Below are 15,855 nucleotides of genomic sequence, written 5' to 3'. Positions count from 1 at the left end.
CATTCCTCAACAAATGCTCAACGAGCAGCTCAGCGCGCCGCCGGAAGGGCAGCGCGGTCAGCTCAGTAGCGCCAGCTTGGGTACGACCTCGTCGCCGAGCCGGTTCACAAATCCGACCGGGTCGGGGTTGCCCGGGAACACCGGGATGTTGACCATCTCGACGCCCAACTCGGCGTAGGACTCCATGGCACGCATGAACTCGGCCGGGTCGGCGAACGGGTCGGTGTCCGGACCGAGGCCTAGGGTTTTGCGGATCTCGCGGCAATCGCGTCCGACGTCGTCGCAATGCCGCTGCAGCACTTCGCTTTTGTGCTTGAGTGATGCGCCCTTGGTGCTGTTCCAGATGTCGGCGTACTGGGCCACCAGGCGCAAGGTCTTCTTCTCGCCGTCACCGCCGATGAGTACCGGCGGGCGCCGGATCGGCTGGGGCTCGCAGATCGTCTCGGCCAGGGTGTAGTGCTTCCCGCGGTACGGGCCGTCGTTGTCGCTCCACATCTGTGCGCAGATCTGCAGGGTCTCCTCGACCATCTCGAATCGCTCCCGCAGAGGCGGGTAGGGCACGCCAAGCGCGTGATGCTCCCGGTCGTACCAGGCGGCGCCGATCGACAGCGTTGTACGGCCTTGGGAAAGTATGTCGAGAGTCGTGATGGTCTTCGCGAGAATGCCGGGATACCGGTAGGTGACGCCCGTGACGAGCATGCTCAGCGTGATCGTCTTCGTATGCGCGGCAAGGAAACCCATCGAGGTGTAGCCCTCGAGGAACGGGTCGTGGGCATTGCCGAGTTGCTCCATCTGGAAGAAGTGGTCGGCCAGGGTGAACATGGTGGCGCCGGCCTGTTCGGCTGCGACGGCGGTCTGGGCCAGCGTCGGGCCCAACTTCTCGGGTGCACCCGGCAGGAAGTCGATGTAGTGAATTCCCAACTCCATGTGGATCGTGTCCTTTCTGGTTTGGTGATCTACTGACGACCGCGCAGCAGGCGTGGCCTCAGATGTGTTCGCCCAGTCGTTCGAGCAGCGGTAGTGCTGCCGCGAGGGTCTGCAACTCGTCGGCCGAGAACTGCTCGGTGAGGATCTGGGCGAAATGGCGGACCCGGGCATCGCGCTTGTGCTGCAGGATTTCGGACCCCTGCGCGGTGAGCGACATGATCTGCCGACGGGCGTCGCGCGGATCGGGCGTGCGTCGCACGAAGCCTCGGGACTGCAGCGTGCCGAGGGTGACGCCCATCGCCTGGGGGCTGATCTGCTCGATCCGGGCCAGATCGGCCGCCGATGTGGGGCCGCCGCGGTCCAGGCGCTCGAGCGCGGCCCGTTCGGGCAGGGTCAAATCCCCGGGCGCCCGCAATTGCCGGACCCGACGGGTTATCAGCGCGATGCCGCCGAACAGCGCGGCGGCCACGTGTTCAGTGGTCGCGGGCTCCGCCATATTGCCAACCTAAATTTATCAATCTGGGTTATCAATCTAGGTTGATGGTCGTGCGAAGCCCCGGGGCGACAAGGTGATTGAGGAAGCGGCTCAAAAACGACAACGGCGGATCGGAATAGCTCCGATCCGCCGTGGTGTCGACGTCGTTCAGTCCAGGTAGTCGCGCAATACCTGGGAACGGCTGGGGTGGCGCAGCTTGCTCATCGTCTTCGACTCGATCTGGCGGATACGCTCGCGCGTCACGCCGTAGACCTGGCCGATCTCGTCGAGCGTGCGCGGCTGGCCGTCGGTGAGGCCGAATCGCAGCCGGACCACACCGGCCTCACGCTCGGAAAGCGTCTCCAATACGGACTGCAGCTGATCCTGCAGCAGGGTGAACGAGACGGCGTCGACGGCCACCACGGCTTCGGAGTCCTCGATGAAATCACCGAGCTGCGAATCACCTTCGTCACCGATGGTCTGGTCCAGCGAGATCGGCTCACGCGCGTACTGCTGGATCTCCAGCACCTTCTCCGGCGTGATGTCCATTTCCTTGGCCAGCTCTTCGGGCGTGGGTTCGCGGCCCAGGTCCTGCAGAAGCTCGCGCTGGATCCGGCCGAGCTTGTTGATCACCTCGACCATGTGCACCGGGATACGGATGGTGCGGGCTTGGTCGGCCATGGCACGGGTGATGGCCTGGCGGATCCACCAGGTGGCGTAGGTGGAGAACTTGTAGCCCTTGGTGTAGTCGAACTTCTCGACCGCACGGATCAGGCCGAGGTTGCCTTCCTGGATCAGGTCGAGGAAAGCCATGCCGCGACCGGTGTAGCGCTTGGCCAGCGAGACCACCAGACGCAGGTTCGCCTCCAGCAGGTGGTTTTTGGCGCGGTCGCCGTCGCGACAGATCCACTGGTAGTCGCGGCGCACCTGGGTGGTGAGCTTCTCACCCTTCTCGGCGAACTCAGACATCTTCTGGGTGGCGAACAGGCCGGCCTCGATGCGCTTGGCCAGCTCGACCTCTTCTTCGGCGTTGAGCAGTGCCACCTTGCCGATCTGCTTGAGGTAGGCACGCACCGAGTCAGCCGAGGCTGTCAGCTCGGCATCTTTGCGGGCCTGCCGCAGTGCCTCGGACTCCTCCTCGTCCCAGACGAAGTCCCCGGATGCCTTGTCCTTCTCCGAAGGCTCTTCCACCTCGTCTTCGGTGGCGGCGGTCTGAGCGGGCTTGGCTGCAGGCGCGGCGGCGGCCTCTTCCCCGTCGGCCTCGTCGGATTCCTCGTCGTCTTCGTCCTCGACCGTATCTTCGTCAGTGTCAAGGTCGTCGAGTTCCAGATCCGTGTCCTCGACATCGAGGTCGTCGCCGGGCTCAGCTTCGAGATCGTCGGTGGTCTCGAGGTCGTCGGTGATGTCCTCGGGCTTGGTCGCGGCACCCTTCGCTGCCTGCTTGGCCGGGGCCTTCTTGGCAGCGGCCTTGGCCGCAGGAGCTTTCGCCGCCCGCTTGGCCGGGGCCTTCTTGGCGGGGGTCTTGGTAGCGGTGCGCTTCACCGGCTCGTCGGTCGCCGGGCTTGCCTTTGTCGCTGCCACGTACACCCTTTCGGTCTTGCGTAATCCGGTGGGCATGGGCATACACCACCGAAAGCGTCGGCTGTCGAATGTTGGCGTTGGTATCGGCTGGGATATTCGCCGCTATTCGGTACGCGGCCGCCGACGACCATTGTAACGACAGTGTGTGGGTACACCGTGCCGAGCGGCAAATTTTGGCATGGTGAACTGCCGGTAACCGACCGTGGAACGCACAGCTACCGGCCGGTAGCTGTGACATCCGCGACTGCGGCCATCGCGGCGCCGACGATTCCCGCGCTGTTCTGCAGTGTCGCAGCAACCACCGGGGTGCGGTTCTTCAGCAGCGGTATCCACTTGTCGGCCTTGCGGCTGATGCCGCCGCCGGCGATGAACAGATCCGGCCAGATGGCGTTTTCGATGACGGTCAGCACCTCGGTGACCTCTTCGGTCCAGCGTCGGTAGCTCCAGTCCTTGCGCTCCTTGACCGACGAGGCGGCCCGGTGCTCGGCTTCCTTGCCACCGACTTCCAGGTGGCCAAACTCGGTGTTGGGCAACAGCACACCGTTGTGGATTACCGCAGAGCCGATACCGGTGCCGAAGGTCAGCAGCACGATCACGCCGGTCTTGTCCTTGCCCGCACCGTACTGTTCTTCGGCGAGGCCGGCCGCGTCGGCGTCGTTGAGCACCGTGACGTGCTGGCCGCCGAGCTCGGCGCTGATGACCTCTGCGGCATTGACCCCGATCCAGCCCTTGTCGACGTTGGCCGCGGTGCGAACGACGCCGTTGGTGACCACACCGGGGTAGGTGACCCCGAGGCTGCCGGTCCAGCCGAATTCCCGGACCACCGCGGCGACGGTCTTGGCGACCGCTTCCGGTGTCGAAGGCTGCGGGGTGTCGAGCTTGAACCGCTCGCCGATCAATTGGCCAGTGTCGAGATCCACGATGCCGCCCTTGACTCCGCTACCGCCCACGTCGACGCCGAAACCGCGGCGCTGCGGCGTGTCGATGGCCGGTTCGACGGGGGGAGTATCGGATACGGTCATAAGTGCTCCTCTGCGGGACAGACGTTGCAGGCCGATGTGCAGCAGGACGGGCCGGCAAAAGGCGACGCGCCTCACCCTAGTTGTTCACCAGCGCTCTCGCGGGCGGTCTGCTATCCCGCGAGCGACTTTTTCGTCGAAAGATGTTGCGATAGGTGTGTGACCGACAACAACATCGATCCGGTAGTCCTTCGGGGCGTAGCCGAACAGCTGGCGACCGAGGCCGCCGAATTCGTCCGACGCCGTCGCGTCGAGGTATTCGGAGAGCGGGGCCCGGACAGCGCCGACCAAGCGGACGGCGACGTGCGCACCGTGCGCTCCAAGAGCTCGCCGACCGATCCCGTGACGATCGTCGACACCGAGACCGAACGGTGGTTGCGTGAGCGGCTTGCCGTGCTTCGCCCCGGGGACGAAGTGCTCGGTGAAGAAGAGGGCGGCCGCGGCGGCAGCGACGGGCTGCGCTGGGTGATCGACCCGATTGACGGCACGGTGAACTTCGTCTACGGCATCGCGGCTTACGCGGTGTCCGTCGCGGCTCAGCTGGACGGGCGATCAGTGGCGGGTGCCGTGGCCAACGTCGCTACCGAAACGGTGTACTCGGCAGCCCTCGGTGGAGGTGCCGCAGTCCTGCGCGATGGGGTCAGCACGCCGCTTCGGTGTACTGCCGTCGACGAACTGGGCATGGCGTTGGTGGGTACCGGCTTCGGCTACCTCCCGGAGCGGCGGCGCCGGCAGGCCGCGGTGCTGGCGCAGCTTCTGCCCGCGGTGCGGGACATACGTCGACTCGGCTCCTGCGCACTGGACCTGTGCATGGTGGCCGCCGGTCAGCTCGATGCCTACTACGAAGAGGGCGTGCACGTGTGGGATTGGGCGGCTGGGGCGTTGATCGCGGCGGAAGCCGGCGCCACGGTGTGGTTGCCGACCAATTCGGGTGCGGGTCAGGTGGGTGCCGCGGCGCCAGGTGTCGCCACCGCGCTGCGCGACGCCCTAGCAGGCGCCGGTATGGATTTTTGACAGTAGCGTCGAATCGGCGGGCCCGGTGGCGTCGGGACGCAGGCTGGCCAGCACAGCGTTGATGTCGTCGCTGCTGGCCAGTTCGCCGAACTCGGTGCCCAACGCCAGATCGACTGTGGCGTCCTGCCTTTCGTCCTGGAACAGTTCGGTGCACGGCGCCACCAGCCAGACCGCCGCAGCGGCCGTCCGGCCCGACTGGCCGAACCGGATCTGGCCCTGGCATTCCAGGCGGGTGTGGTTATAGATCGGATCGTTGGCGGCGTCTGGCTGAGCGAAGCCCAGATCGCGTAGCTCTCCGGCAATCTCACCCGCCTGGCCGCCCTGCCCGCTGGCGTTGAGCACCCGGATCTTGGTGTCGGCGAGGGGTGCGGGAGCGATGTCGATCATCGCCGATCTGGCCACCTGCTCACCCAGCTTGGGTGTCGCGGGATCGGTGGCCGGCGGTGGGGGATTGCACGCCGTGACTTCGCGCACGTCGCCGGGCTGATTGAGCGCGATGATCCACGCGACCAGCGACACCACTGCCAGGATGGCAAACAGCACGATGGCGGGGAGGGTGTTACGCCGACGGAAGGGGCGGCCGTGTCGATCGAACGCGGTGCCGTCGGTGATTTGTGCAACCACCCCTGCACTCTAAAGCCAAGGTCGTCCTGCGCAGGGACGGAGGCACGGCTTTGGTGTGATGTAAATCACAGTGGAACATGTGGCAATAAGGGCACGAATCGTTTGGGTAAAGCGTTCGACGCTGGTACAAACCTCTGCTGCAAGGTTTAGGGAGGGGATAGGGCTATGGCTACCGATTACGACGCGCCGCGGCGTACCGAGACCGACGAGGTTTCCGAGGACTCACTTGAGGAGCTGAAGGCCCGGCGTAACGAGGCGCAATCGGCCGTCGTCGATGTCGACGAATCTGAGTCCGCCGAATCGTTCGAACTGCCGGGTGCGGATCTGTCCGGCGAAGAGCTGTCGGTGCGTGTGGTCCCGAAGCAGGCCGACGAGTTCACCTGTTCGAGCTGCTTCCTGGTGCACCACCGTAGTCGGCTCGCGAGCGAGAAGGACGGCAGGATGATCTGCACGGACTGCGCCGCCTGACCGGGGCGTTCAGTCCTGCAGAGCCGCCAGCACACGATCCGGATGCCGGGTACTGATCAGCCAGTACGGGGTGGGGTCGTCCGGGTCGTCGAGTACCACCAGCACCATCGGGCCGACCCAGGCCCGGTGCACGACATAGGCGGCCGGGTCCAATTGGCGACCCAATGCCGCCGTCTTGGCCGAGCGCGGCACTTCCGCGGTGCGTGCGATGACGCTCGTCGGCAGGTGTGCGCCGCCGATCCACAGTTCTGTGGCGCCGCCCGGCTGGCCCATCACACGCAGTTCGACCTTGCTGAACCAGCTGAGTACCGCACCCGCCACGCCGAACAGCACCACGAACGACACCCAATTGGGAAGTGCGGAAACTGCCTGGTTGACCTCGAGGGCGACGAGCACTGCCAGCACTGCTGCCGGCAGGGTCCACCACCACGGCACCCACAACCGTTCGCGATAGCGCACGGTTTGGGTGGTTGCGCGCGTGTCTGACACGCGGCTCAGAGTAATCTGTGACGTCGTGTCCAACTCTCTGGCGGTGGTCCGCTTGGACCGCGATCTCCCGATGCCCGCCCGGGCGCACGACGGCGACGCGGGCGTCGATCTCTACAGCGCGCAGGATGTCCGACTGGCTCCCGGGCAGCGGGCACTGGTGCCCACCGGTGTTGCCGTGGCCATCCCGCGCGGCATGGTGGGGTTGGTTCATCCCCGTTCGGGTTTGGCTGCGCGCGTGGGACTTTCGATCGTGAATACTCCGGGCACCATCGATGCCGGCTACCGCGGTGAGATCAAGGTTTCGCTGATCAACCTCGACCCTGAGACTCCTATCGTGGTCAATCGCGGCGACCGGATTGCTCAGCTGCTGGTGCAGAGGGTAGAACTTCCCGAACTGGTCGAGGTGACCTCGTTCGACGAGGCCGGCCTGGCCGACACTTCCCGTGGCGCAGGTGGCCACGGTTCCTCCGGCGGACATGCGAGTTTGTGATGGCATTCGGAAAACGTGACAAAGACCAGACTGCGGGCGATGCGGCGCTGGATTCGGCTGCCGATGCCGTGGCCGAGGCCGGCGGCGGCGACGACTTCGTGGGTCCATTCGACGTCGAGGACTTCGATGACGCCTCGGTGGCGGCCGAGGGCCGGCTCGACCTGGGGTCGGTGCTCATCCCGATGCCCGACGGTGGCCAGGTTCAGGTCGAACTCAACGAGGCTGGGGCGCCGAACGCGGTGTGGGTGGTGACACCCAACGGCAGGTTCACCATCGCGGCCTACGCGGCTCCGAAGAGTCCCGGGCTGTGGCGCGAAGTGGCCGCCGAACTGACCGACTCGTTGCGCAAGGACGCCGCGTCGGTCGCTGTCGAGGACGGCCCGTGGGGCCGCGAGGTGGTTGGCGTGGGCAACGGCGGTGTGGTGCGCTTCATCGGCATCGACGGCTACCGGTGGATGGTGCGGTGCGTGGTCAACGGTGCTCCGGACACCATCGGCGCGCTCGCCGATGAGGCCCGGACGTCATTGGCGGACACCGTGATTCGCCGCGGCGAGACACCGCTGCCGGTGCGCACCCCTCTCGCGATCGAACTGCCCGAGCCGATGGCGGCCCAACTGCGAGCCGCTGCTCAGGCTGCGGCTGGACAGCAGGAGCCTCCGCCCCAGGAACAGGTGCCGGAGCCGGTGGCGCGGCGCAGCGCTCAAGGATCGGCCATGCAGCAGTTCCGCACCATCACGGGCGGGTAAGTCTGGGTGGGAATGGGCACAGCCGGGTAGGTCTGGGTGGGAACCGGCACAGCCGGGTAGCTCGGCCCTTCACGCCTCTTGCAGGGCGGCCAAGCATGCCGCACCCAGGACGCCCGTGTCGGCGCCCATCGCTTCGAGAGTGACCGTGCGCAGCGCCGCCCGCGGCGCCGCTGAGATCCATTCGAAGCCCACCTCGGCCGGGTGCACGGGATCGTCGGTGGCGACCACCACGCCCAGCGGCGCGGCCAGGTGCTCCAGGTCGGAGCATGTGGGTGCGGGGTGGCCCGCGGCCTCGTCCATCGCATCGGGCAGCGTCGGCCACTGTCCGACCCAGGACCGAGTCAGCTCGTCAGCCAGCCAGGGTGGGCTGGACGCACGCATCCGAGCCACCGTGGCGGCAAGCCCGTCCCGGCGCAACAGTTGAGCTGACTGGCGTGCCAGTAATGCGGCAGGGGCGTTGTCGGGAGATCCTGTCCACGGCGGCAGTGCGGCCAGGACGGCCACGGTTCGGGCAGGGTTGGCCAGTGCCCATGCTGTCGCCACCACCGCGCCGATCGATACCCCGCCGACGGCGATCGGACCGGACCGGGCGGCGTCGTCGAGGGCGTCACGATAGCCGTCCACGAGCCGGTCGGGCTGCGGAACTGGTGTCGACACCACTGCGCCGACCTCGTGTAACGCGGCGGAAAACGCCCGGTAGACATAGTCGTCATCGGACCCGGTTCCGGGTAGCAGAACCGTGGTGACACCTCGCAGAATGACGCTCATCACACGATCCTGCCTGGCGTTTCGGAGAACCGGCGCGCCAGCCCGTGCCCCGCGTGGCATTCGCGCAATAAGAGGTCTACGGTGGCGTTGGTTGGGTGGATTCACAGAGGATCCACGAAAGGTCAGGAGAGGCCATGGCTACGGCCGAAGGGTATCTGCGCCGGCTCACACGACGCCTGACGGAGGACCCGGAGCAACTCGACGTTCAAGAGCTCAGTGAGGAAGCGGTCAGTACCGGCGCGATGAAGGCAATCGATTGCCACCGCGGGCAGGAGGTGACCATGGTCGGGACTCTCCGCACCGTCGAATGCAACGGGAAGGGCTGTCCCGGTGGCGTGAAAGCCGAGCTGTTCGACGGCTCGGACACGGTGACGCTGGTCTGGCTGGGCCAGCGCCGTATCCCCGGTATCGAACCAGGCCGGACCCTGCGGGTGCATGGCCGCGTCGGCCAGCTGGAGAACGGCACCAAAGCGATCTACAACCCGCTCTACGAAATTCAGAAGTGAGCTTGAGCGACGACAGCGCTCCCGCACCATCGACGAGTGAGCCTGAGCTGACGGTTGCCCGGGGTCGCGCAGTCCTGGACCAGATGGGCGGAATCAGCAGCCTGATCTACTCGTCGCTGCCCGTGGTGGTGTTCGTCCCGGTATCCACGTTGTTCGGCCTGATGCCCGCGATCGCCGCAGCGCTCGTCGTGGCTACCCTGATTCTCATCTGGCGGCTGATCCGGCGTGACTCGGTTCAGCCAGCAGTCTCCGGCTTCTTCGGCGTTGGCATCAGTGCGCTAATCGCCTATGTGGTGGGCGAGGCGAAAGGCTTTTTCCTGCTTGGCATCTGGACGTCGTTGCTCTGGGCCGTCGTGTTCGGCGTATCAGTGCTCGTCCGGCGGCCGATGGTCGGTTACATCTGGGGCTGGGTCAACACCCGCGACCGCGCCTGGCGTGATGTGCGTAAGGCCGTCATGGCCTTCGACATCGCCACCGTCGTCTGGGTGTTGGTGTTCGCGTCGCGGTTTCTGGTGCAGCAGCACCTGTATCAGTCCGACCAGACCGGCTGGCTGGGTATCGCCCGAATCGCTATGGGCTGGCCGCTGACGGCCGTCGCTGCACTTGTGACCTATCTGGCCATCCGCGTCGCGCGCAATGCTCTCCACGCGTACCAGGGCGCCGAACGCGTCGACTGAGCGGTTTGCCGTCTAGCGCGCGGCCGGGTCCAGCAGCAGTGCGCGTAGCTCCTCCTCGACCTCGGTGACCGTCACGAACAACAGCTCGTCGCCACCTTCCAGAGGCTCGTCGGATTCGGGCACGATCACCCGCGGGCCACGCAGAATCGTGACCAACGCGGCGTCGCGCGGGAGGTCCAGACGTTTCACCGGCTTTCCGCCCCAGGGTGTGTCTTGGGGGAGCGTGATCTCTACCAGGTTGGCCTGGCCCTTGCGGAATTCCATGAGCCGTACCAGGTCGCCGACGGCGACTGCTTCTTCGACCAGTGAGGCCAGCATCCGCGGAGTCGACACCGCGACGTCTACACCCCAGTTCTCGTCGAACAGCCACTCATTGCGGGGGTCGTTGACCCGGGCCACCACGCGCGGTACCGCGAACTCGGTCTTGGCCAGCAGGCTGACCACCACATTGACCTTGTCGTCACCGGTGGCCGCGATCACCACGTCGAACTGTTCCAGCTGAACCGACTCCAACATAGTGATCTCACAGGCATCGCCCACGCACCAGTGTGCCGCCGGAATGGCGTCGACGTCGATGTGATCGAGGTTGCGCTCCAACAACGTCACGTCGTGGTTGTTCTCCAGCAGCTCGCGGGCGATGGAGCGGCCGACGGCGCCGGCGCCGGCGATGGCGACCTTCATTGGCGCCCCTCCTTACGATCGTGGTTGGCCCGTTTCATTACGAGTCCGCGTCTGCACTGGGCGGCAGTGCCGCGATGGCCAGCGCTTCTGCGATCCGGCCGGACACCGCGGCGAGGTACACCTGATCGCCGGCCTGGATGACAGTTTTCGCGTCGGGCAGGTAACCGGTGCCGAACCGCAAAATAAACGCCACCCGGCCGCTCGTTGCGGTCTCCAGCGCGGTGACCTTCTGCCCCGCCCAGCCCTCGTGCAGCGCCAGTTCGGCGACTCCGACGCTGCCGGAGGGATCGCGCCACTTGGTGGTCTCGCTCTCGCGCGTGACCAGATCGAGCAGGCGGTCGGTGGTCCACGGCACGGTGGCCACGGTCGGGATTCCGAGCCGCTCGTAGACCGCGGCGCGCTTGGCGTCGTAGATGCGGGCGACGACGCGTTCGACGCCGAAGGTCTCGCGGGCCAGTCGGGCCGCGATGATGTTGGAGTTGTCGCCGGAAGACACCGCCGCGAACGCCCCGGCCGTCTCTATGCCGGCCCGCAACAGCACATCGCGGTCGAACCCGACGCCGAGCACCCGCTCGCCGGGGAACTCCGGGGACAACCGTTGGAATGCGGTGCTGTCTTGGTCGATGACGGCGACTTCGTGCCCGATTCTGGCCAGGCTGTCCGCGAGAGATGCGCCCACCCGGCCGCATCCCATGACCACTACACGCACGCGACGGTCCTCTCCGATGGCTGACATGCAAGCTGTAACTAAACCCGCGCAGTGGGAACGCTACCGCTCTCGGGTCGTGGGCCTACCCTTGGCACTCGTGTCCAAGGTTTCGACCGCAGCTCGTCGGCTCGTTCTGGGGCGGCCGTTCCGCAGCGACAGACTCTCCCACACCCTGTTGCCCAAGCGGATCGCGCTGCCGGTGTTCGCCTCTGACGCGTTGTCATCGGTGGCCTACGCACCCGAGGAAGTCTTCCTGGTGCTGTCGGTGGCCGGGCTCGGCGCGTATTCACTGACGCCGTGGATCGGCCTGGCCGTGGGCGGCGTCATGCTCATCGTGATCGCCAGTTACCGCCAGAACGTGCATGCCTACCCGTCCGGTGGTGGTGACTACGAGGTGGTCACCACCAACCTGGGTCACACCGCGGGACTGACGGTTGCCAGTGCGCTCATGGTCGACTACGTGCTGACTGTGGCCGTGTCGATGTCGTCGGCGATGTCGAACATCGGCTCGGCGGTACCGTTCGTCGCACAGCACAAGGTGATCATCGCCGTCATCGCGATTCTCCTGCTGGCATCGATGAATCTGCGCGGCATCCGGGAGTCCGGGATCGCGTTCGCCATCCCGACCTATGCATTCATGATCGGCATGTACATCATGTTGGGCTGGGGACTGTTCCAGATCTATGTGCTGGACCGCCCGCTGCAAGCCGAATCGGCCGGCTTCGAGATGAATCCCGAGCACGGCGAAATACTCGGGTTCGCGCTGATTTTTCTGGTGGCGCGGGCGTTCTCGTCGGGTTCGGCGGCGCTGACCGGTGTCGAGGCCATCAGCAACGGTGTGCCTGCGTTCCAGAAACCCAAGTCGCGCAACGCGGCCACCACGCTGCTGCTCCTCGGTGTCATCTCGGTGAGCCTGCTCATGGGCATTATCGTGCTGGCCAAAGCCACCGGGGTGAAGATCGCCGAACGTCCCGCAGAGCAGTTGGTCGGTGCGCCCGCCGACTACCACCAGAAGACCCTCGTCGCGCAGTTGGCCGAAGCGGTCTTCCACAACTTCCCGATCGGCCTGTATCTGATTGCAGGTGTGACCGCGCTGATCCTGATGCTCGCGGCCAACACCGCATTCAACGGTTTCCCGGTGCTCGGCTCGATCCTGGCCCAAGATTCTTTCCTGCCCCGCCAGCTGCACACCCGCGGTGACCGGCTTGCCTTTTCGAACGGCATCCTGTTCCTGGCCTTCGCCGCGATAGCGTTCGTGGTGGCGTTCCGGGCCGAGGTGACCGCGCTGATCCAGCTTTACATCGTCGGTGTGTTTGTGTCGTTCACGTTCAGCCAGATCGGCATGGTGCGGCACTGGACCCGGCTGTTGCGCACCGAGACCGATCGGGCGACGCGCCTGCACATGATGCGCTCGCGAGTGATCAACGCGATCGGACTCACCGCTACCGGCACGGTGCTGGTGATCGTCGTGCTGACCAAGTTCCTGGCCGGTGCGTGGATCGCGATCCTGGCGATGAGCGCGCTGTTCGTGGTCATGAAACTGATCCATAAGCACTACGACACGGTGGCCCGTGAACTTCAGGCCCAGGACGAGGCCGAGTCAGGTGACATCGTGCTGCCGAGCCGCAACCATGCCGTGGTCCTGGTGTCCAAACTGCATCTGCCGACCAAGCGGGCGCTGGCCTATGCGAGGGCCACCCGTCCCGACGTGCTCGAAGCGATCACCGTCAGCGTCGACGACGCTGAGACACGGGCATTGGTCCATCAATGGGAGGACAGCGATATCAGCGTGCCGCTCAAGGTCATCGCGTCGCCATACCGCGAGATCACCCGACCCGTACTGGACTACGTCAGGCGGGTCACCAAGGAGTCGCCGCGCACCGTCGTCACGGTGTTCATACCCGAGTACGTCGTCGGACATTGGTGGGAACAGGTGTTGCACAACCAGAGTGCGCTGCGGCTCAAGGGTCGGCTGTTGTTTATGCCGAACGTGATGGTGACATCGGTTCCCTGGCAGCTCAATTCATCCGAACGGGTGAAGATCACGCTGACTCCGGGCAGTGCTCCCGGCGATGCCCGCAGAGGATTCCTGGAGTGACCGAGCTGATCCTGACCACGGGTGCGGCGGCCAATGGCGGCAGCTGCGTGGCGCGTCACGAGGGTCGGGTGGTTTTCGTGCGTTACGCGTTACCGGGTGAGACGGTGCGGGCACGGGTTACCGATGAGCGTGGATCCTATTGGCACGCAGAAGCTTCCGAGGTCATCGAAGCCTCGCCCGATCGGATCGACTCGCTGTGCCTGATCGCCGGTGTCGGTGGTGCGGGCTGTTGCGATCTGGCATTCGCCGAACCCGAGGCGGCGAGGCGACTCAAGGGCGCGGTGGTGGCCAATCAGCTGGTGCGGCTGGGCGGATACGACTGGCCCGACGATGCCTCGGTCAGCGCCGAACCCGTCGGAGCGGTCGGCGCCACCGGGTGGCGCACCAGGGTCCGGCTGGATACTGCGGCTGACGGCACCGCCGGATTCCACCGCTACCACAGCACGGAGCTCGTCACCGACCTGAACTGTGCCCAGTTGCCGGCCGGGCTGCTCGACGGTTTGGCCGGATCGCATTGGCCTACAGGATCGCAACTGCACGTGGCGCTCGATTCCGACGGTGTTCGCCATGTGGTCGCGTCGCGCGCCTCCGCTGAGCAGTCCAAGGCTTCCAAGGCCAAGGACGGCCGAAAGCACACGACCCGGGTGATCGAAGGCGACTACGAAGCCACGCAACGCGTCGGAGGCCGGGTGTGGCGGGTGCCGGTGACGGCGTTCTGGCAGGCCCATCGTGATGCCTCGGCGCTCTACAGCGAGCTGGTCGCCGGCTGGGCGCAGCTGCAGCCCGGTATGACGGCGTGGGATCTGTACGGCGGCGCAGGGGTTTTCGCTGCCGCGCTGGCCGAACAGGTGGGGGAGAGTGGACATGTCCTCACTGTGGACACGTCGCGCGGTTCATCGAGATCGGCTCGGGCTGCACTGGCCGACCTGCCCTGGGTGTCGGTGGTGACCGACTCGGTGCGGCGCGCGTTGTCGACACAGCGAGCCCGTGCCGACGTGGCGGTGCTCGACCCGCCGCGTACCGGCGCGGGCCGCGAGGTGATCGATCAGGTGGCGGCTGCCGAAGTGCCGCGTGTCATCCATATCGGTTGTGAGGCAGCGTCATTCGCGCGCGATGTAAGTCTGTATCGCAAGCATGGCTATGCGGTGGAGGAGTTGCGGGTGTTCGACTCGTTCCCGCTCACCCACCATGTCGAGTGTGTTGCCGTCCTGAGCCGCTGACCGTGCTCGCTGACCATGCCGAGCAGACACTGGGGTACCGGAGCTGCGGCGTGTCGGGGACCGCCGCGTCTGCTCACCCGAATACGAAGTAGCGCATCCACAAATACAGGCCGGAGAGCGCGACCGAAATCACCGTTACCACGGCGCCTTTTCTCGTGAACTCCCAGAATGAGATGGGAGTGCCTGCGCGGCGGGCGATTCCGAGCATCACAACATTGGCGCTGGCACCGATGGCTGTGAGGTTGCCGCCGAAATCAGCGCCCAGCGCCAAGGCCCACCACAGCGCGTCAGGATGTGTCAGGTCGGGCATTGACGCAACGAGCTCGTAGACGATAGGGGCCATGGTTGCGACGTATGGAATGTTGTCGATAACACCGGAAACCGGTGCTGAGACGCCGAGGATGAGCATCACGGTCAGAAGCGCGTTGCCGCCGGTCGCCTGGGTCGCTGCCCGCGCCAGTGCGTCGACGGTACCTGTTTTGACCAACGCGCCGATCATCACGAACAAGCCCGCGAAGAAAAGCAGCGTCTCCCACTCCACGCCTGACAAGTAGTCGGATCGTTCCAACCCCGAGATCACGATCAGAACGCCTGCGCCAATCAGCGCCACCACAGACGGGGCGACGTGAATGGCGGAATGCAGGATGAATGTCGCGAACACCAAGCCGAGGACGACACCGCATTTGATCAACAGGCGAGAGTCGCGAATGGCCTCACGTTCTTGCAACGCCATTACGTCGGCCACCCGGTCTGCATCAACCTCGAATGATCCACGGAAAAGGCGTGGCAGTAGAGCGATGAAAGCGGCGACGACAATGATCACGATCGGCGTCATGTGCAGCAGGAAATCGTTGAAGGTCAGATTTCCGCGGCTGCCGATGATGATGTTTGGCGGGTCGCCCACCAGCGTCGCAGCGCCTCCGATATTGGAAGCGAACACCTCGGCCATCAGGAACGGAACGGCCTTGATGGCCAGCCGGTCGCAGATTAGGAGCGTGACCGGCGCGATCAACAGAACGGTTGTCACGTTGTCCAGCAGCGCCGACGCCATCGCGGTCACCAATACGAGCAGGATCATGATCCGCAGCGGGGAACCCTTGGCTCGCTTGGCCGCCCAGATCGCCACGTACTCGAATATGCCGGTCTGGCGCAGCACGCTGACGATGACCATCATGCCGAACAGCAAGAAGATGACGTCCCAGTCGATGCCGGTTTCCCGCGAGAAGAATGCGTCCTGGGACTCCACCACGCCGAATGCCAGCACAATCGCCGCGCCGCCGAGCGCAACCGTCGTCTTGTTGATCCGATCGCTGGCAATCAACGCGTAGGCGAGCACAAAAACGGCGATTGCGAGTAGAGCCAT

The 15,855-nt window shown here is 65.5% G+C and carries 18 protein-coding genes; 8 read left to right on the top strand and 10 right to left on the bottom strand.

Going from position 1 to position 15,855, the window contains the following annotated elements:
• Nucleotides 1–57: 57 nt before the first annotated feature.
• The 4 genes from B133_RS0108940 to ppgK all read right to left on the bottom strand — a co-directional run bounded on the left by B133_RS0108940 (nt 58) and on the right by ppgK (nt 4,005).
• Complete coding sequence (locus B133_RS0108940; RefSeq protein ID WP_018600534.1) at nt 58–927, bottom strand: LLM class F420-dependent oxidoreductase; 870 nt, start codon at nt 925–927, stop codon at nt 58–60.
• A gap of 58 nt (nt 928–985) precedes the next feature.
• The gene (locus B133_RS0108935) at nt 986–1,423 is read right to left on the bottom strand and encodes a MarR family winged helix-turn-helix transcriptional regulator (protein ID WP_018600531.1); all 438 of its coding nucleotides are present in this window, start codon (nt 1,421–1,423) and stop codon (nt 986–988) included.
• 147 nt (nt 1,424–1,570) lie between these two features.
• Nucleotides 1,571–2,983 (bottom strand): RNA polymerase sigma factor, encoded by a 1,413-nt coding sequence (locus B133_RS0108930; protein ID WP_026256167.1) that lies wholly within the window; start codon nt 2,981–2,983, stop codon nt 1,571–1,573.
• 215 nt (nt 2,984–3,198) lie between these two features.
• The gene (gene ppgK, locus B133_RS0108925; RefSeq protein ID WP_018600527.1) at nt 3,199–4,005 is read right to left on the bottom strand and encodes a polyphosphate--glucose phosphotransferase; all 807 of its coding nucleotides are present in this window, start codon (nt 4,003–4,005) and stop codon (nt 3,199–3,201) included.
• A 156-nt stretch (nt 4,006–4,161) separates the two neighbouring features.
• Here ppgK and B133_RS0108920 point away from each other — a divergent pair, with 156 nt between their 5' ends.
• Complete coding sequence (locus tag B133_RS0108920) at nt 4,162–5,016, top strand: inositol monophosphatase family protein (protein WP_018600525.1); 855 nt, start codon at nt 4,162–4,164, stop codon at nt 5,014–5,016.
• Here B133_RS0108920 and cei read toward each other — a convergent pair.
• A complete protein-coding gene (gene cei, locus B133_RS0108915; protein ID WP_018600523.1) occupies nt 4,990–5,640 on the bottom strand; it encodes an envelope integrity protein Cei in 651 nt (216 codons plus the stop codon). The two genes, B133_RS0108920 and cei, sit on opposite strands and share 27 nt — an antisense overlap.
• A gap of 165 nt (nt 5,641–5,805) precedes the next feature.
• Here cei and B133_RS0108910 point away from each other — a divergent pair, with 165 nt between their 5' ends.
• On the top strand, nt 5,806–6,108 hold the full coding sequence (locus B133_RS0108910) for a DUF4193 domain-containing protein (protein WP_018600521.1): 303 nt from the start codon (nt 5,806–5,808) through the stop codon (nt 6,106–6,108).
• A 9-nt stretch (nt 6,109–6,117) separates the two neighbouring features.
• On the opposite strand, the gene B133_RS0108905 is transcribed toward B133_RS0108910, so the two are convergent.
• Entirely contained in the window at nt 6,118–6,597 is a 480-nt protein-coding gene (locus B133_RS0108905) for a DUF3093 domain-containing protein (RefSeq protein ID WP_018600519.1), read from the bottom strand.
• Between the two features lie 25 nt (nt 6,598–6,622).
• Here B133_RS0108905 and dut point away from each other — a divergent pair, with 25 nt between their 5' ends.
• Both dut and B133_RS0108895 read left to right on the top strand, forming a co-directional pair.
• Nucleotides 6,623–7,087, top strand: a complete 465-nt coding sequence (gene dut / locus B133_RS0108900) for a dUTP diphosphatase (RefSeq protein ID WP_018600517.1) — start codon at nt 6,623–6,625, stop codon at nt 7,085–7,087.
• Nucleotides 7,087–7,833, top strand: coding sequence for a DUF3710 domain-containing protein (locus tag B133_RS0108895; RefSeq protein WP_018600516.1), 747 nt, complete (start codon nt 7,087–7,089; stop codon nt 7,831–7,833). Before dut ends, B133_RS0108895 begins: the two co-directional genes overlap by 1 nt.
• Nucleotides 7,834–7,902: 69 nt before the next feature.
• Here the strand turns inward: B133_RS0108895 and B133_RS0108890 are convergent, their stop codons facing one another.
• Nucleotides 7,903–8,601, bottom strand: a complete 699-nt coding sequence (locus B133_RS0108890) for an alpha/beta hydrolase (protein ID WP_018600515.1) — start codon at nt 8,599–8,601, stop codon at nt 7,903–7,905.
• 134 nt (nt 8,602–8,735) lie between these two features.
• On the opposite strand from B133_RS0108890, the gene B133_RS0108885 reads away from it, so the two are divergent.
• Both B133_RS0108885 and B133_RS22565 read left to right on the top strand, forming a co-directional pair.
• Complete coding sequence (locus B133_RS0108885; protein ID WP_018600514.1) at nt 8,736–9,107, top strand: OB-fold nucleic acid binding domain-containing protein; 372 nt, start codon at nt 8,736–8,738, stop codon at nt 9,105–9,107.
• Entirely contained in the window at nt 9,104–9,784 is a 681-nt protein-coding gene (locus tag B133_RS22565; RefSeq protein ID WP_018600513.1) for a DUF3159 domain-containing protein, read from the top strand. The genes B133_RS0108885 and B133_RS22565 overlap by 4 nt, the downstream gene beginning before the upstream one ends.
• A 12-nt stretch (nt 9,785–9,796) precedes the next feature.
• Here B133_RS22565 and B133_RS0108875 read toward each other — a convergent pair whose 3' ends face one another.
• Nucleotides 9,797–10,465: a TrkA family potassium uptake protein gene (locus B133_RS0108875; protein WP_018600512.1), complete on the bottom strand. Its 669-nt coding sequence runs from the start codon at nt 10,463–10,465 to the stop codon at nt 9,797–9,799.
• 37 nt (nt 10,466–10,502) lie between these two features.
• A complete protein-coding gene (locus B133_RS0108870; protein ID WP_026256166.1) occupies nt 10,503–11,174 on the bottom strand; it encodes a TrkA family potassium uptake protein in 672 nt (223 codons plus the stop codon).
• A gap of 97 nt (nt 11,175–11,271) precedes the next feature.
• Here B133_RS0108870 and B133_RS0108865 point away from each other — a divergent pair, with 97 nt between their 5' ends.
• Nucleotides 11,272–13,272 carry an APC family permease gene (locus tag B133_RS0108865; RefSeq protein ID WP_018600510.1) on the top strand — a complete coding sequence of 667 codons (2,001 nt, stop codon included), beginning with the start codon at nt 11,272–11,274 and terminating at the stop codon, nt 13,270–13,272.
• Nucleotides 13,269–14,492 carry a class I SAM-dependent RNA methyltransferase gene (locus B133_RS0108860; RefSeq protein ID WP_018600509.1) on the top strand — a complete coding sequence of 408 codons (1,224 nt, stop codon included), beginning with the start codon at nt 13,269–13,271 and terminating at the stop codon, nt 14,490–14,492. Before B133_RS0108865 ends, B133_RS0108860 begins: the two co-directional genes overlap by 4 nt.
• 73 nt (nt 14,493–14,565) lie before the next feature.
• Here B133_RS0108860 and B133_RS0108855 read toward each other — a convergent pair whose 3' ends face one another.
• Nucleotides 14,566–15,855 carry an SLC13 family permease gene (locus B133_RS0108855; protein ID WP_026256165.1) on the bottom strand — a complete coding sequence of 430 codons (1,290 nt, stop codon included), beginning with the start codon at nt 15,853–15,855 and terminating at the stop codon, nt 14,566–14,568.

Source organism: Mycobacterium sp. 155 (genome assembly GCF_000373905.1).
In the GTDB taxonomy this organism is placed as follows: Bacteria; Actinomycetota; Actinomycetes; order Mycobacteriales; family Mycobacteriaceae; genus Mycobacterium.
The sequence above is the reverse complement of the archived record's forward strand: the minus strand, read 5'-3'. Positions and strand labels throughout refer to the sequence as shown.

Coding starts and splice junctions, on each gene's coding strand:
- B133_RS0108855 (WP_026256165.1), bottom strand. CDS start 15,855: ATGGCTCTACTCGCAATCGCCGTTTTTGTGCTCGCCTACGCGTTGATT.
- ppgK (WP_018600527.1), bottom strand. CDS start 4,005: ATGACCGTATCCGATACTCCCCCCGTCGAACCGGCCATCGACACGCCG.
- B133_RS0108885 (WP_018600514.1), top strand. CDS start 8,736: ATGGCTACGGCCGAAGGGTATCTGCGCCGGCTCACACGACGCCTGACG.
- B133_RS0108940 (WP_018600534.1), bottom strand. CDS start 927: ATGGAGTTGGGAATTCACTACATCGACTTCCTGCCGGGTGCACCCGAG.
- B133_RS0108890 (WP_018600515.1), bottom strand. CDS start 8,601: ATGAGCGTCATTCTGCGAGGTGTCACCACGGTTCTGCTACCCGGAACC.
- B133_RS0108875 (WP_018600512.1), bottom strand. CDS start 10,465: ATGAAGGTCGCCATCGCCGGCGCCGGCGCCGTCGGCCGCTCCATCGCC.
- B133_RS0108910 (WP_018600521.1), top strand. CDS start 5,806: ATGGCTACCGATTACGACGCGCCGCGGCGTACCGAGACCGACGAGGTT.
- B133_RS0108935 (WP_018600531.1), bottom strand. CDS start 1,423: ATGGCGGAGCCCGCGACCACTGAACACGTGGCCGCCGCGCTGTTCGGC.
- B133_RS0108895 (WP_018600516.1), top strand. CDS start 7,087: ATGGCATTCGGAAAACGTGACAAAGACCAGACTGCGGGCGATGCGGCG.